Source organism: Micromonospora tarapacensis, from assembly GCF_019697375.1.
GTDB classification, from domain to species: Bacteria; Actinomycetota; Actinomycetes; order Mycobacteriales; family Micromonosporaceae; genus Micromonospora; species Micromonospora tarapacensis.
In genome coordinates this window covers 2206703-2222466 of sequence record NZ_JAHCDI010000004.1, presented here as the reverse complement: position 1 = coordinate 2222466, position 15764 = coordinate 2206703, and the positions used below count along the sequence as shown (strand labels likewise).

Sequence of the window (15764 nt, the reverse complement as noted above, 5' to 3'; positions counted from 1 at the left end):
TTAATGACGACATTAATTAAGCCGTGATGTAACTCCCCCGTCATCCGCACCACCACCCCCAGACCGAAAGGGCAGACCGTGTCGAGACGACACCTCGCGATACTCACCGCGACCGTCCTGGCCGCCGCGTCGCTCATCGCCTGCGGCGCCGGCGACGAGTCCGGCGAGGGCGGCAAGACCCTCACCTACTGGGCCAGCAACCAGGGCGCCAGTCTGGAGGCCGACAAGGAGATCCTCCAGCCCGAGCTGGACAAGTTCGAACAACAGACCGGCATCAAGGTCAACGTCGAGGTCGTGCCCTGGTCGGACCTGCTCAACCGGCTCCTCGCCGCCGCCACCACCGGGCAGGGCCCGGACGTGGTGAACATCGGCAACACCTGGTCGGCCTCGTTGCAGGCCACCGGCGCGCTTGTCGAGTTCGACGACGCCACCCTCGACAAGGTCGGCGGCAAGGACCGGTTCGTCCCCGCCGCGCTCGCCGCCGCCGGCGCCGCTGACAAGCCGCCGGCCGCCGTGCCGCTCTACAGCCTCGCCTACGCCCTCTACTACAACAAGCGGGCCTTCGCCGACGCCGGCATCACCGCCCCGCCGACCACCTGGGAGGAGATGGCCGAGGTCGGCAGGAAGCTCACCGGTGACGGCAAGTGGGGCCTCGCCGTCGAGGGCGCCAACCCGTCGGAGAACGCCCACCACGCCTTCACCTTCGGCCAGCAGTACGGTGGCGACTGGTTCGACAGCGCGGGCCAGCCGACCTTCGACACACCGCAGAACGTCGCCGCGGTCAAGCGCTTCATCGACCTGATGGCCGTCGACAAGATCGTCAATCCGAGCAACGCCGAGTACGCGCAGAACCAGTCGGTCTCCGACTTCGCCAACGGCAAGGCCGCCATGCTGCTCTGGCAGGCCGCCGGTGCCAACCTGAAGTCACAGGGCATGGCGCCCGACGGGTACGGGGTGGCCCCGGTGCCGTTCCCGGCCAACCCGCCGGCCGGCGGCAAGCAGGTCAACAGCATGGTCGCCGGCATCAACATGGCCGTGTTCAAGCACACCGGGAACCTCGACGGGGCGCTGGAGTTCGTCAGGTTCATGACCAGCGACGCCGAGCAGGTGACGCTGAACAAGACGTACGGCTCGCTGCCGGCGGTCGGCACCGTCGCCGCCGACCCCGCCTTCGCCGCCGAGGAGCAGAAGGTCCTGGCGCAGACCCTGGCCACCAGCGCGGCGCCGTTGCCGCAGGTGCCCGAGGAGAGCACCTTCGAGACCCTGGTCGGCACCGCGATCAAGGAACTCTTCGCCGACGCGGCCAGCGGCAGGCCGGTCACCGAGGACAGCGTCCGGGAGAAGCTGACCCGGGCCCAGCAGCAGATGCGCTGACCACGGACCGCTGGCCGTGGGAGGTCCGCCGACCCTCCCATGGCCAGCCCGCGAAGGGACCTGAATGGCAACCACCACCCCGCTGGCCGGCACCGCGTCCGGCCCACCACCGGCCACCGCCGGCAGACCCGCCGGACGGCCCGCCCGCCAGCCCCGCCGGTCACTGCTGCCGTACCTGCTGCTCGCTCCGGCCATCGTGCTGGAGCTGGCGATCCACGTGATCCCGATGCTCGTCGGGGCGTGGATGAGCCTGCTGGAGCTGACCCAGTTCCACATTCGCGACTGGTCCGGCGCACCGTTCGTGGGTCTGGACAACTACCGGGTGGTGCTGGACGTCAACACCGCGGCCGGCGCGGACCTGCTGCGCTCGTTCCGGGTCACCGTCGTCTACACGGTGCTCTCCGTCGGTCTGTCCTGGGTGCTCGGCACCACCGCCGCCGTGCTGCTGCAACGACCGTTCCGGGGCCGGGCCGTGCTGCGCGCGCTCTTCCTCACCCCGTACGCGCTGCCGGTCTACACCGCCGTCATCACCTGGACCTTCCTCTTCCAGCGCGACACCGGCCTGGTCAATCACGTCCTCGTCGACCAGCTCAACCTGCTCGACGAGCCGCCGTTCTGGCTGATCGGCGACAACAGCTTCGTCGCCCTGCTGGTCGTGTCGATCTGGCGGACCTGGCCGTTCGCGTTCCTCTGCGTGATGGCCGGCCTGCAGAACATCCCCGACGAGTTTTACGAGGCCGCCGCGATGGACGGCGCCGGGTTCTGGCGGCGGCTGCGCTCGGTGACCCTGCCGATGCTGCGCCCGGTGAACCTGGTCCTGCTGCTCGTGCTGTTCCTCTGGACGTTCAACGACTTCAACACCCCGTACGTCCTCTTCGGCGGCTCCGCCCCGGCCGAGGCCGACCTCATCTCGCTGCACATCTACCGCAGCTCATTCCAGACCTGGGACTTCGGCTCCGGCTCGGCGATGTCGGTGGCGCTGCTGCTGTTCCTGCTCGTGGTCACCGCCGGATACCTGCTGCTGACCAACCGACGGAGGAACGATGCGTGAGACCGCCGCCGAACGCTGGTCGCGCCGGATCGTGCTGACCCTGCTGACCGGCTTCGTCCTCGTCCCGCTCTACGTGATGGTCAGCTCGGCGATCAAACCGTTGCAGGACGTCCAGGGCCCCTTCACCTGGTGGCCCCGGCGTCCCACCTTGCAGGCGTTCGTGGACATGTGGTCCACCGTCCCGCTCGGCCGTTACCTGCTCAACAGTCTGCTGGTGGCCAGCGTCGCGGCGGTCTTCTCGGTCGCCGTGGCGATCTTCGCCGCGTACGCGGTCAGCCGGTACCGGTTCCGTGGCCGGCAGATCTTCTCGGTGACCGTGCTGTCCACCCAGATGTTCCCCGGCATCCTGTTCCTGCTGCCGCTGTTCCTGATCTACGTCAACCTCGGCAACGCCACCGGCATCGCGCTCTACGCCAGCCGCACCGGTCTGATCGTCACCTACCTCACCTTCTCGCTGCCGTTCTCGATCTGGATGCTGGTCGGCTACTTCGACTCCATCCCGCGCGGCCTCGACGAGGCCGCCCAGGTCGACGGCGCCGGCCCGCTGCGCACCCTGTTCCAGGTGGTGCTGCCGGCGGCCGTGCCGGGCGTGGTCGCGGTGACCGTCTACGCCTTCATGACCGCCTGGGGCGAGGTGCTCTTCGCCTCCGTGCTGACCAACGAGGACAGCCGCACCCTCGCCGTCGGCCTCCAGGGCTACGCCACCCAGTTCAACGTCTACTGGAACCAGGTGATGGCCGCCTCCCTGGTGGTGAGCGTGCCGGTGGTCGCCGGCTTCCTGGCGTTGCAGCGCTACTTCGTCGCCGGTCTCACCGCCGGAGCCGTCAAGTGAGCCCGTCCACCGCGAGAACCGAGGAGAAACCGCCCGTGCCGGACCTGTCCACGCTGCCGCCCGACTTCCTCTGGGGCGTCGCCACGTCGGCCTACCAGATCGAGGGCGCCGTCCGCGCCGACGGCCGCGAACCCTCCATCTGGGACACCTTCTGCGCCCGGCCGGGCGCCATCGACAACGGCGACACCGGTGACGTCGCCTGCGACCACTACCACCGGTGGCCGCAGGACGTCGCGCTGATGCGTGGCCTGGGCGTCGGGGCGTACCGCTTCTCGGTGGCCTGGCCCCGGGTCCGGCCTGACGGCGTCGGCCGGGTCAACCCCGCCGGGCTGGACTTCTACGACCGGCTGGTGGACGCCCTGCTCGCCGCCGGCATCCGGCCGTTCGTGACGCTCTACCACTGGGACCTGCCGCAGGCGTTGCAGGACCGGGGCGGCTGGCCGCGCCGGGAGACCGCCGAGGCGTTCGCCGACTACGCCGCGGTGGTGGCGGCCCGCCTCGGCGACCGGGTGAGCGACTGGTGCACCGTCAACGAGCCGCTCTGCATCGCCTGGATCGGCCACCTGGAGGGCCGGATGGCCCCCGGCGAGCGGGACTTGGCCCGCGCCGTGCCGGCCGCCCACCACGTGCTGCTCGGGCACGGCCTGGCCACCGCCGCGATCCGGGCCAACGCCGCCCACCCGGCGTCGATCGGGCCGGTGCTCAACCTCAGCCCGATCGAGGCGGCCACCGACCGCCCCACCGACGTCGCCGCCGCCCGCCGGATGGACGGGCACGTCAACCGCTGGTGGCTGGACCCGCTGCACGGCCGCGGCTACCCGGCCGACACGGTGGCGACCTACGGCATCGAGCCGCCGGTACGCGGCGACGACCTGGCGGTGATCGCCGCCCCGATCGACTTCCTCGGCGTCAACTACTACTTCCGGCAGGTGGTGACCGACGACCCGGACGGTCCGGCACCGTACGCCCGGCAGGTCCGGGTGCCCGGCGCGGCACACACCGCGATGGACTGGGAGGTGCACCCGGCCGGCCTGGAACGGCTGCTGGTGGAGGTGAGCGAGGAGTACGCCCCGGAGCGGATCCTGGTCACCGAGAGCGGCTCGGCCTGGCCGGACGTGGTCGCCGCCGACGGCACCGTCACCGACCCCGAGCGCACCGACCATCTGGACCGGCACCTGGCGGCCTGCGCGGCGGCGGCCGGCCGGGGCGCTCCGGTGGCCGGCTACTTCGCCTGGTCGCTGCTGGACAACTTCGAATGGGCGTACGGCTACGACAAGCGCTTCGGGCTGGTGCACGTCGACTACGCCACCCAACAGCGGACGGTCAAGGCGAGCGGCACCCGCTACGCCGAGACGATCCGCGCCCACCAGCGGCGCACCGCGACGGTCGACACCGTCGCGGCGCGCGGATAGCGGGCCGACGGGGCCCGGGACGCCCCGGGTGCCGCGCCGGGCGGCACCCGGGGCACCGGCTTTGGCTCAGCTCCTTCGGGAGCGACAGGCCACGGCCGGGCTTCGCGGTGCCGGCGTCGGTCAGCGGCGGCGCCAGGCGAGCAGGCCCAGCACCACGCCGGCTCCGATCGTGGTGAGTACGCGGTGACGCGACAGCCATGCCTGCGGGCTGCGCCCGTGGGATCGACCGGTGAAGCTGCCTCGGGTTCCGTGGTCTCGCCCGCCGGGGCCGTCGAGTGGGTGCCACAGGTTGTCCGGCCGGTCCGGGTCGGCGGGCTGGCTGGTCTGCTGTGACCGGTAGCCGGTCCGGGCCAGGTAGTGGTCGAGCAGTCCCGGTGCGACGCGGTTGCCGATGATGGTCAACGCTGTCGAGGCGCCCACCCAGTAGGCGCGGCGGTGCGGTCGTTCGGCCGCGGCGACGATCGTCCGGGCCGCGACGACGGGTTCGTAGATCGGTGGGACCGGTTCGGCGTGGCGCGGCAGCCGGGACAGCAGCCAGTCGAACTGGGGGGTGTTGAGCGCCGGTAGGTGCACCATGGTGACCTTGACGTCGCTGCGGTCGTGCAGCAGCTCGCAGCGGAGCGCCTCGGTGAAGCCGACGATGGCGTGCTTGGCACCGCAGTAGGTCGCCTGCAACGGGATCCCGCGATAGGCCAGCGCCGAGGAGACCTGCACGATCGTGCCCCGGTTGCGGGGTGTCATGTGGGACAGGGCGACCCGGGTGCCGTGCACGTAGCCGAGGTAGCTGACTTCCATCGCGCGGCGGAACTCCTCCGGCCGGGTCTGCTGGAACGGTGCGAAGACGGAGCTGAAGGCGTCGTTGATCCACAGGTCGATCGGGCCGAGTTCCGCTTCGATCCGTTCCGCGGCGGCGGCCACCTGCGGGTAGTCGGCCATGTCGACCTCGACCGGCAGCGGCCGGCCGCCGGCCGCCCGCACCTCCGCGGCGGCGGCGTCGAGCCCGACCCGCCCCGGGCGAGCAGCGCGACGGCGATGCCACGCTCGGCCAGCAGCCGCACCGTCGCCCGTCCCACCCCCGCACTGGCACCCGTGACCACCGCCACCTGCGCGTCCCGCCGGTTCCGACCCATCTGGCGCCTCCGGTCACCTCGCCTCGGGCCCGGGTCTACCCGCGTACGCGGCTACTACGCAGCCCCGGCGGTCACGGCAACTGCGCGGCAACCCGCCGCAGGCTTTCGTGTACGCCCTCATGGTGGAGACGGCGGTGACCGCGGGCCACGCCCCCGGTGTCGCTGAGCGCGTCAGCCGTCCCGGTCGAGCCGGACGGCTCGCCGACCGAGTTCCGCCCAGGCGGCGGCGATGGCGGCGTCGGCGAGCGCGGCGGGTCGTTGCCGCCGGTCGACGGCGGCGAGGGCGAGCGACGCGCCGGCCGGAGGACGCCCCATTCGTCCACCTTAGGGGTTCCGGCGGCGGGTCGTGACGGCATCATGCAAACGCTCGATGTCTGAGAGCGATGCTGGGTGCAGCGCGCTGGGGCAGTGTCGTCGGCCCGGTCAGGGTGCGAGTCCGAGGGCGCCGGCTGCCAGGCTGTCGCTGAGCTCGCGGGCCAGGGCGGCTCCGGTCGTTGCCGCCCGGTCGAGGGTGGTGCGGAACTCGACGAGTTGGCGGAAGGCGTGACCGTACGCCTGTTGCTGCTCCAGCGGCACGACGGGGATGGTGAGTCGTCGGATGTCGATGCGTAGGGCGCCGTTGGCGGTGCTGGCGGAGCGGCCGGCGATGCGCGCGTTGTCGGTGCGGGAGATGACGCCGGCGACGAACCACGGGTCGAAGCGGGTCGTGTCGACGCGGATCAGTTGGGCGCCGGGGCCGAGTTCCGCGCCGACCTGGTCGGGTGTGGCCACCCGGGCGCTGATCCGGTGGCCGATGACGGGGACGAGGATGTCGCCGGGGCGTACCGTCGGTCCGGGTTCGTCGTCGTCGGTGCGGGTGGCCGCGCCGGTGGCCGGGCCGCCGGCCAGGATGTCGGTGGCGGTCAGCACGGCGGTGCCGGCGGTGGCGCGGGTGGATCGGGCCCGGGAGACGGCGCGCTGTACGGAGATGCTGCCGGATCGGATCAGGTCGGCGATGTCGGCCTGGGGTGCCTCGCGCAGCGGTGGCCGGGCCGCCTGTCGTACGGCCGGCAGGCCGCCTCGCAGCTGGTGGAGGAGCTGGTCGAAGGCGTCGAGGCGGGCGATGGTCCGGTTCGGGTCGGCGGTCAGCTCGCCGGCCTGCGGCAGGTGGCGTTGCGGTGTCAGGTCGACCTGGTCGTCGAGCATCTCGATGGTGGGCACGCTGCGGTGGACGCCGGGCTCGTCGGTGTAGTTGTCGGACTGGTATGCCGCCCAGGCGGTGCCGACGATCTCGGTGAGGCTCCGGCCGGCCGCTGCGGTGGTGGTGTCGACCACGAGCAGGTCGGGGCTGTGTGGGTGCTGTGGATCGGGTGGGGTGAGCACCCAGACGTGCAGGCCGATGCCGGCCGGCGGCATCAGTCCGGCCGGCAGGGCGATGACGGCGCGCAGTGCGCCGTGGCGGATCAATTCGGCGCGGACCCGACGGCCGGCGGGGCGTGACGCGGCGGCCGGCGGCATGAGCACGACGGCGGTGCCGTGTGGGGCGAGGTGGGCCAGGGCGTGTTGCACCCAGGCGAGTTCCGGTTCGGTGCGTGGGGGCAGGCCGTATGCCCAGCGGGGGTCGTAGGCGAGACGGTCGTGGCCCCACTCGTGGATGCCGAACGGGAAGTTCGCCACGACCACGTCGGCCCGCAGGTCGGGCAGCGCGTCGGCGAGCAGGCTGTCGCCGACGTGCACGGCGGGGGGTGGCGCGTCGTGGCCGGCCCGCAGCTGCACGAACCACAGCCGCAGCAGGGTGATCAGGGCGTACTGCGGGTTGATCTCCTGTGCGTGGCAGCGGGTGACGGTGCCGGCCCGCAGGGCCTGGTCGGCGGCCATCCGCAGGATCGATCCGGTGCCGCTGGTGAAGTCGAACGTGTCGGCGCCGTGGCCGGCGAGGGCCAGCATCACCTCGGCGACGGTGTCGGGCGTGCCGGCCAGGCCGGACAGCGAGTGGGCCGAGGTGGCGTACTGGCTGTGCAGGTATTCGAAGGCGGCTTCCGGGCCCTGCTCGGCGCCGAGTTGGTCGACCGTGCCCAGCAGCGTGGTGAGCTGCGCGGTCCACTGCTTCGGTAGGAGGTCGCCGACCAGCTCGGCCAGCTCGGGGTGCAGGGTGCGCAGCCGGGTGACGAGCTGCCGGGTGGTGGGCAGGTCGCCGCCGGGGGTGTCGGGCGCTGCGGCGCGGGCGAGCAGGAGCGCACCGGCGATGCCGAGCACGTCGCTGATCTGCGATGCCGGTTGGAAGCTCTCGATCTGCCGCCAGGCCCACTGCTCGGTGCCGGCCCGGTGCAGCCGGCCGTGCTGGCGGAGCCACTGCTCGACCTCTCCGGCGTCGAAGGACGGGCTGGTCGGGGTGCCGCCGACGGGCGCCGGGAAGTCGACGTACCGGCGACGCCAGTTGCTCACCGCGGCCCGGCCGACGTTGGCCAGCCGCGCGATGCCGCTGGCGGTCAGGGTGGCCTTGCTGGGGGCCGTGCCCGGCTCTCGTGTCACACGTGAACGCTAGCATGGTGATTGAGCTTGTGCGCACTGTTCACAGGCTCTATGTTTCTCGGCAGTTCCGCTTCACAAGCCTGGTTGGAGGATCGATGCCACGTCGTGGGCGCAGCACCACCATCGGAAAGATCGCAAAGGTCCATCAGGACCGTCGGGTCTCCGAGATCCGGGTCCTCGGCGAGTTGCTGCGGTGCGAACAGGTCCCCACCGCCGGCAACGGCTCGCCGCCGCACGATGCCCGGGTCGGCGCGGCAACCCGCTGACCGCAGGCTCCACGTCACCCACGATCCAAGGAGGACCATGAACACCCTTGTCCGTAACCACGTTGCCGCCCGCGCCATCCCCGTGCTTTCCGCCGGTCGAGTTCGTCGTGGACGGCGTGCGGCGATTCGGCTCCGGCTCCACCCACACCACCACACCCCAGGTGTACGCGCGAGTGCGCCTTGACTCCGTGCTCGGCGCGGCGATCGCCGACGCGTACGTGGCGGCGCCGGTCCGCGACGAACGGGCCTACACCGCGTACGCGGCGTTCTGCCGGGAGACCCTCCAGCAGTACCACCTGCTGGTGGGCCGGCCGGAGTTCGGTGGCCTGGGTGTGGCGGTGCGGATCGTCGACGAGGACCCGTACGCCGACGTCGAGTCGATGGTCGAGGACGTGCGGCACCACCGCCTGAAGGTGTTCGCCAGCGCGGCCAGCGGCAACCCGCATCCCTACCTCAGCGACGGGGAGAACGACATGTTCCGGGCGGTGCACGACGTCTTCGGTCACGCGGGAAGTGGCCGTGGCTTCGACCGGCACGGCGAGGAGGCCGCCTGGTTGAAACACAGCGCGATGTACTCGCCGCTGGCCGCGCGTGCCCTGACCACCGAGACGCGCGGGCAGAACTGCGCCCAGATCTTCCGTTACGGGGCGGGTCGCTTCGCCGAGCAGAAGGCCGCGCTGCTGCCCCGGCTGTTCAGCGATCCGCGCCTGGTCCGCGTCGTGGGGAAGGAGGTGAGGCTGGCCGCCCGGTGTTGAGCCGGGCGATCTCCCGGCGCAGCTGCGCCACGACCGGATCCGCTGGCCCGTCGGCTCGCTCCCTGCTCTGGAGCAGCGAGTTGAACTGCCGCAGCGCCCGGTCGTGTTCGCCGAGCGCCACGTGGGCCCGTGCGGCACGCAGCCGCAGGTCGAAGACCACCGAGTCGTCGTCGCCGTGCTGCCGGGCCCGGTGCTCGGCGAGCCGCCGCCACTGACGGGCGGCGGCCCGGAACTCCCCGGCGGCCTGTAGCTGTTCCGCGTGCCGTGCGGCCTGCTCGGCGTCGATCGTGGTCGGCCCCGAGGTGGAAGCCGCCCGGAAGTGGGCCTGCTGCGGCACGCGTCCGACGATCGCGGCGTACGCCCGCACGGCTGCGGCGGTGTCGTCGAGCACGCCGGGGATCGGCGGCAGGTCCTGGCAGAGCGGCACCAGCACGGGGTAGACGTCGGCGGCGGTGGCCGGCCGGTCGTCGGGGTGTCGCGCCAGCAGCGCGTGCACCAGGTCGTCGAGCACGGCCGGAGTCTCCGGCCGTAGCTCGACCGGGCGCGGCGGGGGAGTCTCCAACTGGTGCCGCACGGTGGTCGCGGTGGTCGCGTCGTCGAACGGTGGGCGGCCGGTCAGCAGGTCGAAGAGGGTGGCCCCGAGCCCGTACAGGTCGGTGCGGTGATCGGGCTGCTCGCCGCGGATCTGTTCGGGGGCCATGTAACCCAACGTGCCGAGGGCCTGCCCGGTCTGGGTGATCTGCGAGTAGCGGTCGTCGTCGGGCATGACGGCGAGACCGAAGTCGAGCACCTTCACCGCGCCACTGCGGTCCAGCATGGCGTTGCTCGGCTTGATGTCCCGGTGCACGAGACCGAGCCGCCGGGCGGCGAGCAGGACGCTGCTGATCTGCGCGCCGATGGCGGCCACCCAGCCGAGAGGCAGCGGACCCTGCTCCGCGACCAGGTCGGAGAGGGTCACTCCGTCGATCTTCTGGAGCACCACGTAGGGCCGACCACCGTGCTCGCCGAGGTCGTGGACGGCGGGTACGCCCGGGTGGTCGAGCCGGGCGGTCAGCAGCGCCTCGCGGCGGAACCGGCGTACCAGGTCGGCGTCCATCCTGGCGGCGTCGACGAACTTCACGATGACCGGTCGGTCGAGCAGCGTGTCCTGCGCGGGCCAGACTTCGGCCATTCCCCTGTGGGCCAACGGGAACCGGCCCAGCCGGTATCGGTCTTTGAGGCTCGTGCCGGGCACCACGGCCTGAGCATAGTCGCCGGTCGGCCCGCGGCCGTGCACGTCGGTCCGCCCCGGCGTGGTCGAAGCGGTGAACAATGGCAACGGAAAGGGGCTTGCAAGCATGGTTCACAAGATGCATCATGAGGTCGATGCGGATCGGCGGCCACGACGCCGCACATGATCCGCGAACGAGGCCGCCGACTGTGTCCGGCGCGCGACAGTTTCCGACCACCGCGTCCCGGGCCGAGCCCCGACGCCTGTCATCGGGGGTGGAATGGCTGAGCTGGCCATCGGCCGGGAGTTCCTGCCGGCCTACGCCCGGCTGCAACACCGGGTGCGGCGGGCCGTCGACGCCGCGATCCGGAAGTTCGCCGAGCACACCCATGCGGGCCTGCACCTGGAGAAGCTGACCGGCGCGCGGGACCCGAACATCCGCACGATCCGGATCGACCAGTTCTATCGCGGCGTCGTGCTCTCCCTCGGCGGCGAGCGGTACGCGCTGCTCGACGTGCTACCGCACGACGACGCCATCGCCTTCGCGGTGAGTCGCCGCTTCACCGTCAACCAGGTGCTCGGTGTGCTGGAGACGCGCGACCAGGCCGGCATCGAGGACTTCGCCCGCACCGAGCCGTCCCAGCCGTCCGGCGCCGGGCTGTTCGGCCACGTGTCGATCGAGGAATTCGCGCGGCTCGGAGTGGACGCGGACCTGGTGCCGCTGCTGCGGGTCATCGTGACCGACCAGCAGTTGGAGAGCCTGGCCGGGCGGCTGCCGGAGACGCAGGTGGACGTCCTCAAGGGGCTGGCCAGCGGGCTCGCCGTCGAGGAGGTCTGGGCGGAGCTGGCCGACCGGATCGTCTCCGGTGTGGACACCGACGACCTGCTGACCGCCGCCCGCCGCACCCCGGAGCGGATCGCCTTCGTCTCCGGCCCGGTGGAGCTCGCGGCCATCCTCGCCCACCCGTTCGACGTGTGGCGCACCTTCCTGCACCCCACCCAGCGGGACGTGGCCTACCGCGAGACCTACGGCGGTCCCGCCCTGGTGACCGGCAGCGCCGGGACCGGAAAGACGGTCACCGGCCTGCACCGGGCGGTGTTCCTGGCCGGGCGGCTGCCCGACGGCGAGAAGGTCCTGCTGACCACCTTCACCCGGGCCCTCGCCGACGCCCTCGCCAAGCAGTTGTACCGGCTGACCAGCGACCCGGCGGTGCGCACGCGCATCGACGTGATCAGCGTCGACAAGCTCGCCTACGAGATCGTCGCCCGGGACCGGAAGGTCACGGTCGCCGACAGCGAGATCGTCGACCAGCTCTGGGAGGCCGCCGCGAAGAACGGCCCCACCTACCTCGACCGCGCCGGCCAGGTCACCACGTTCAGCGCCGCGTTCCTGCGGCACGAGTGGGAGCAGGTGATCCTGGCGCAGCAGCTGACCACCCTGGCGACGTACCGCGACGCCCCCGCCGGGGCCGCGGCGCGGGCCTGCGCGCCGCGCACCGCGAGCAGGTGTGGGCCGCGATCGACTCGGTGGCCCGGGAGCTGACGAAGCGGCGCCTACGCACCCACACCCAACTCGCCGACGAGGCCGTCGAGATCGTCCGCCGGTCACCCGCCCGGTATCGACACGTCGTCGTCGACGAGGGGCAGGATCTGCACCCGGCGCAGTGGCGGCTGCTGCGGGCGCTGGTCGCACCCGGGCCCGATGACATGTTCCTGCTCGCCGACCCGTACCAGCGCATCTACGACAGCCACGTGTCGCTGGCCCAGCTCGGCATCGAGGTCCGGGGCCGGACCCGCCGGCTCACCGTCAACTACCGCACCACCCACGAGATCCTGGACCTGTCGGTCAGGGTCCTCGGTGGCGACGCCACCACCGGCCTGGACGGGCAGGCCGACACGCTGCGCGGCTACCGTTCGACCACCCGTGGCGGCGTCCCGGAGCTTGCCGCGCACGGCAGCCGCGACGGCGAGTGCGACGCCCTGATCGAACGGGTGGGCACCTGGCTGGAGCAGGGCGTGGAACCGCACGCCGTCGGCGTGGCCGTCCGCACCGGACAACTCGTCAGGACGGTCAGCAGGATCCTCGGCGAGGCACACATCCCGGTCGCCGACGACCGGCGCGGCACCGACGGGGTACGCGTGGCCACCATGCACCGGATGAAGGGCCTGGAGTTCCAGTGCCTGGCCGTCGTCGGGCTCGACGCCGGCGTGCTGCCGGCACCCCACGTGCTCACCTCGGCGGCCGACGACCCGCACGCCCACCGGCAGGACCTCCAGCGGGAGCGCTGCCTGCTGTTCGTCGCCCTGACCCGCGCCCGGGACGTGCTCTACCTGTCGCACAGCGGCGCGCCGAGCCCGCTGCTGCCGGCGGCGCTCCGATGATCGTCCGCGGCAGCACCGACGGCCCGCCGCCTTCCGTCGCCGCTCGATCGGTGTGGGGCAAGACCGACCGGCAGGGCACCTCGCCGGTGGGCTGGCTGCCGCTGTGGCGGCACCTGGCCGACGCCGCCGACGTGGCCGGGCAGCTGTGGGACCACTGGCTGGGCCAGGCAACTCGACGCCGGATCGCCGACGAACTGCCCGGTGGCGAGGTCGACGGCCGCACCCTGGCCGTCTGGCTCGCCGGGGTGCACGACATCGGCAAGGCCACCCCGGCCTTCGCCTGCCAGGCGTACAACCTCGCGGAGCGGATGCGCGACCACGGGCTCGGCTACCAGCGAGACCTCATCCACGCCGACCGCCGGTACGCCCCGCACGCCACGGCCGGGCACGTCGTGCTGGCCGACTGGCTGCACCAGCAGAAGTGGAGCGACCCGCATCCCGTCGCCGTGGTCGTCGGCGGGCACCACGGAGTGCCGCCGACCGACGAGGGGATCCGTGACGTGCAGGTGCGCCCCCACCTGCTCGGCGGCCCCGCCTGGCGGGACGTGCAACACGAGCTGCTGACCTGGATGACCCACCGGTCGGGGGCCGACAACCGGATCGACGGGTGGAAAGATGTCGCGCTCAGCCAACCCGTACAGGCCGTCCTCACCGGCCTCGTCATCGTCGCCGACTGGATCGCCAGCAACGAGGACTTCTTCCCGTACCTGCTCACCCGCACCGACGAGGATCGGCTTCGTGCCGGCTGGGAACTGGTGGACCTGCCGGTCCCGTGGCGGCCGGCCGCACCGCCGGTGAGCGTGGACGAGCTGTTCGGGGCACGGTTCGCGCTGCCCGCCGGTGCCACACCGCGTCCGGTACAGCGCACCTCCGCCGAGCTGGCCGAGACGATGCCCGCGCCCGGCATGATGATCGTCGAGGCGGCGATGGGGGAGGGCAAGACCGAAGCCGCCCTCGCGGCGGTGGAGATCCTGGCCCGCCGCACCGGAGCGTCCGGCTGCTACCTGGCGCTACCCACCCGGGCCACCAGCGACGCCATGTTCGCCCGGATGTTGTCCTGGCTGCGCCGGCTGCCCGACACGCAGGCCGACCGGGGCCACCGCGACGTGCGGCTGGCCCACGGCAAGGCGGCGCTCAACCCCGAGTACGACCGGCTGCGGTCGACCTCGCTGCCCAGCGGCATCGCCGAGGACGCCGGCGGCACCGACATCGGTGTGCACCGCTGGCTCGCCGGGCCCAAGCGGACCCTGCTGTCCAGCTTCGTCGTCGGCACCATCGACCAGCTGCTGTTCGCGGCACTGCGCAGCAAGCACCTGGTGCTGCGCCACCTCGGGCTGGCCGGCAAGGTCGTGGTGATCGACGAGGCACACGCCTACGACGTCTACATGGGCCGCTTCCTCGACCGGGCGCTGGAGTGGCTCGGTGCCCACGGCGTACCGGTGGTGGTGCTCTCGGCGACGCTGCCGGCACACCGGCGGGCCGAGCTGATGGCGGCGTACGACAACGGCCGGCTCGGGCCGCTGCCCGCGTTGACGTGGCGCGACCGTGGCAAGCCACGGGCCGACCCCTACGCCCCGCTCCGCACCGACCTGCGATACCCGCTGGTCACCGTCTCCACCGCCGAGCGTGGCGCCACCGCCACCAGCTGCGCCGACTCGGGCCGAGGGGTCGAGGTCGCCCTCCGCCGCCTGGCCGACGACCCGCCCGCCCTCGCGGACCTGCTGCGCGACCGGTTGGCCGGCGGCGGCTGCGCGCTCGTGGTCCGCAACACGGTGGCCCGGGTCCAGGAGACGGCGACCGCCCTGCGTGCGGCGCTCGGGCCGGACTTCCCGGTGTCGGTGGCGCACTCCCGGTTCATGGCGGTGGACCGCGCGGCGAAGGACCGCTGGCTGCGCGACACGTTCGGGCCACCCGGCGACGGCAGTCGCCCGCACCGGCACGTGGTGGTCGCCAGCCAGGTCGCCGAGCAGTCCCTCGACATCGACTTCGACCTGCTCGTCACCGACCTCGCCCCGGTCGACCTGGTGCTGCAACGCATCGGCCGGCTGCACCGCCACTCCCGCGACGACCGTCCCGCCCGGCTCGCGACGCCGACCTGCTGGATCACCGGTGCCGACTGGGCCACCGAGCCGCCGCAGCCGGTCACCGGCTCGCGGCGCGTCTACCAGCTGGCCACCCTGCTGCGCAGCGCGGCGGTGCTGCTGCCGCACCTGGACGGCACCCCACTGCGACTGCCGGCCGACATCGCGCCGGTCACCCAGAGCGCCTACGCCGACCGGACGCTCGGCCCGCCGTCCTGGCAGGCCGCCATGGCAGACGCGGAGGCGAAGCAGCGAGACGAGATCATCGCCAAGGAGTTGAAGGCCGACGGTTTCCGGCTGGCCGGCGTCGCCGAGCCCGGGGTACCGCTGATCGGTTGGCTCTCCGGTGGCGTCGGCAACGCCGACGACCGCGCGGCGCAGGGCCACGTCCGCGACACCGACGCCGAGTCCCTTGAGGTCCTCCTGCTGGTACGCACCTCAGACGGCCTGATCCTGCCCCCATGGATCGACGGTGGTGGAGTGGTCGTGCCCACCGGAAGCGTCCCACGCTGGCCACTGCCCCGGATGATCGCGCGCTGCACCCTGCCGTTGCCTCGGGCGATGACCGCCGCCGACGTGATCGACGACGTCATCGCCGAGTTGGAGCGGCGTACCGACCTCACCGCCTGGCAGGACAGCCCGTGGCTGGCCGGCGAGCTGGTGCTCGACGTCGACCCGGCCGGCAACGCCACGGTCGCCGGCTTCGACCTGCACTACGACCCGCACGAAGGGCTGCGCGTCACCCGCGCCGCCAGCTGAG

Annotated in this window: 12 protein-coding genes and 1 pseudogene; 9 read left to right on the top strand and 4 right to left on the bottom strand. The window is 72.4% G+C overall.

Features of this window, described 5'->3' with window-relative positions; genetic code table 11:
• Positions 1-78 precede the first annotated feature (78 nt).
• The 4 genes from KIF24_RS16035 (at position 79) to KIF24_RS16020 (ending at position 4669) form a co-directional block, all read left to right on the top strand.
• Positions 79-1374 carry an ABC transporter substrate-binding protein gene (locus KIF24_RS16035; protein ID WP_221084722.1) on the top strand — a complete coding sequence of 432 codons (1296 nt, stop codon included), beginning with the start codon at positions 79-81 and terminating at the stop codon, positions 1372-1374.
• Between the two features lie 64 nt (positions 1375-1438).
• Positions 1439-2425 carry a carbohydrate ABC transporter permease gene (locus tag KIF24_RS16030; RefSeq protein ID WP_221084721.1) on the top strand — a complete coding sequence of 329 codons (987 nt, stop codon included), beginning with the start codon at positions 1439-1441 and terminating at the stop codon, positions 2423-2425.
• Positions 2418-3257: a carbohydrate ABC transporter permease gene (locus tag KIF24_RS16025; protein ID WP_221084720.1), complete on the top strand. Its 840-nt coding sequence runs from the start codon at positions 2418-2420 to the stop codon at positions 3255-3257. The genes KIF24_RS16030 and KIF24_RS16025 overlap by 8 nt, the downstream gene beginning before the upstream one ends.
• A gap of 35 nt (positions 3258-3292) precedes the next feature.
• Complete coding sequence (locus KIF24_RS16020; RefSeq protein ID WP_221084719.1) at positions 3293-4669, top strand: GH1 family beta-glucosidase; 1377 nt, start codon at positions 3293-3295, stop codon at positions 4667-4669.
• A gap of 120 nt (positions 4670-4789) precedes the next feature.
• Here the strand turns inward: KIF24_RS16020 and KIF24_RS16015 are convergent.
• The 3 genes and pseudogenes from KIF24_RS16015 to KIF24_RS16005 form a co-directional block, all read right to left on the bottom strand.
• A pseudogene (locus tag KIF24_RS16015) lies at positions 4790-5799 on the bottom strand (SDR family oxidoreductase).
• Positions 5800-5970: 171 nt separating this feature from the next.
• Entirely contained in the window at positions 5971-6114 is a 144-nt protein-coding gene (locus KIF24_RS16010) for a hypothetical protein (protein ID WP_221084718.1), read from the bottom strand.
• Positions 6115-6222: 108 nt separating this feature from the next.
• Positions 6223-8310: an N-6 DNA methylase gene (locus KIF24_RS16005; protein WP_221084717.1), complete on the bottom strand. Its 2088-nt coding sequence runs from the start codon at positions 8308-8310 to the stop codon at positions 6223-6225.
• Positions 8311-8405: 95 nt separating this feature from the next.
• Between KIF24_RS16005 and KIF24_RS16000 the strand changes: the two genes are divergently transcribed.
• Both KIF24_RS16000 and KIF24_RS15995 read left to right on the top strand, forming a co-directional pair.
• Positions 8406-8576, top strand: coding sequence for a hypothetical protein (locus KIF24_RS16000; RefSeq protein ID WP_221084716.1), 171 nt, complete (start codon positions 8406-8408; stop codon positions 8574-8576).
• Positions 8577-8623: 47 nt separating this feature from the next.
• Positions 8624-9331 (top strand): hypothetical protein, encoded by a 708-nt coding sequence (locus KIF24_RS15995; RefSeq protein ID WP_230415659.1) that lies wholly within the window; start codon positions 8624-8626, stop codon positions 9329-9331.
• On the opposite strand, the gene KIF24_RS15990 is transcribed toward KIF24_RS15995, so the two are convergent.
• On the bottom strand, positions 9270-10568 hold the full coding sequence (locus KIF24_RS15990; RefSeq protein ID WP_331461152.1) for a serine/threonine-protein kinase: 1299 nt from the start codon (positions 10566-10568) through the stop codon (positions 9270-9272). The two genes, KIF24_RS15995 and KIF24_RS15990, sit on opposite strands and share 62 nt — an antisense overlap.
• A gap of 253 nt (positions 10569-10821) precedes the next feature.
• Here KIF24_RS15990 and KIF24_RS15985 point away from each other — a divergent pair, with 253 nt between their 5' ends.
• The 3 genes from KIF24_RS15985 to KIF24_RS15975 are packed head-to-tail and all read left to right on the top strand — an operon-like array spanning position 10822 to position 15763.
• The gene (locus KIF24_RS15985) at positions 10822-12084 is read left to right on the top strand and encodes a UvrD-helicase domain-containing protein (protein WP_221084714.1); all 1263 of its coding nucleotides are present in this window, start codon (positions 10822-10824) and stop codon (positions 12082-12084) included.
• The gene (locus tag KIF24_RS15980) at positions 12048-12923 is read left to right on the top strand and encodes a 3'-5' exonuclease (protein ID WP_221084713.1); all 876 of its coding nucleotides are present in this window, start codon (positions 12048-12050) and stop codon (positions 12921-12923) included. The genes KIF24_RS15985 and KIF24_RS15980 overlap by 37 nt, the downstream gene beginning before the upstream one ends.
• Positions 12920-15763, top strand: coding sequence for a CRISPR-associated endonuclease Cas3'' (locus tag KIF24_RS15975; RefSeq protein WP_221084712.1), 2844 nt, complete (start codon positions 12920-12922; stop codon positions 15761-15763). The genes KIF24_RS15980 and KIF24_RS15975 overlap by 4 nt, the downstream gene beginning before the upstream one ends.
• Position 15764: the final 1 nt, after the last annotated feature.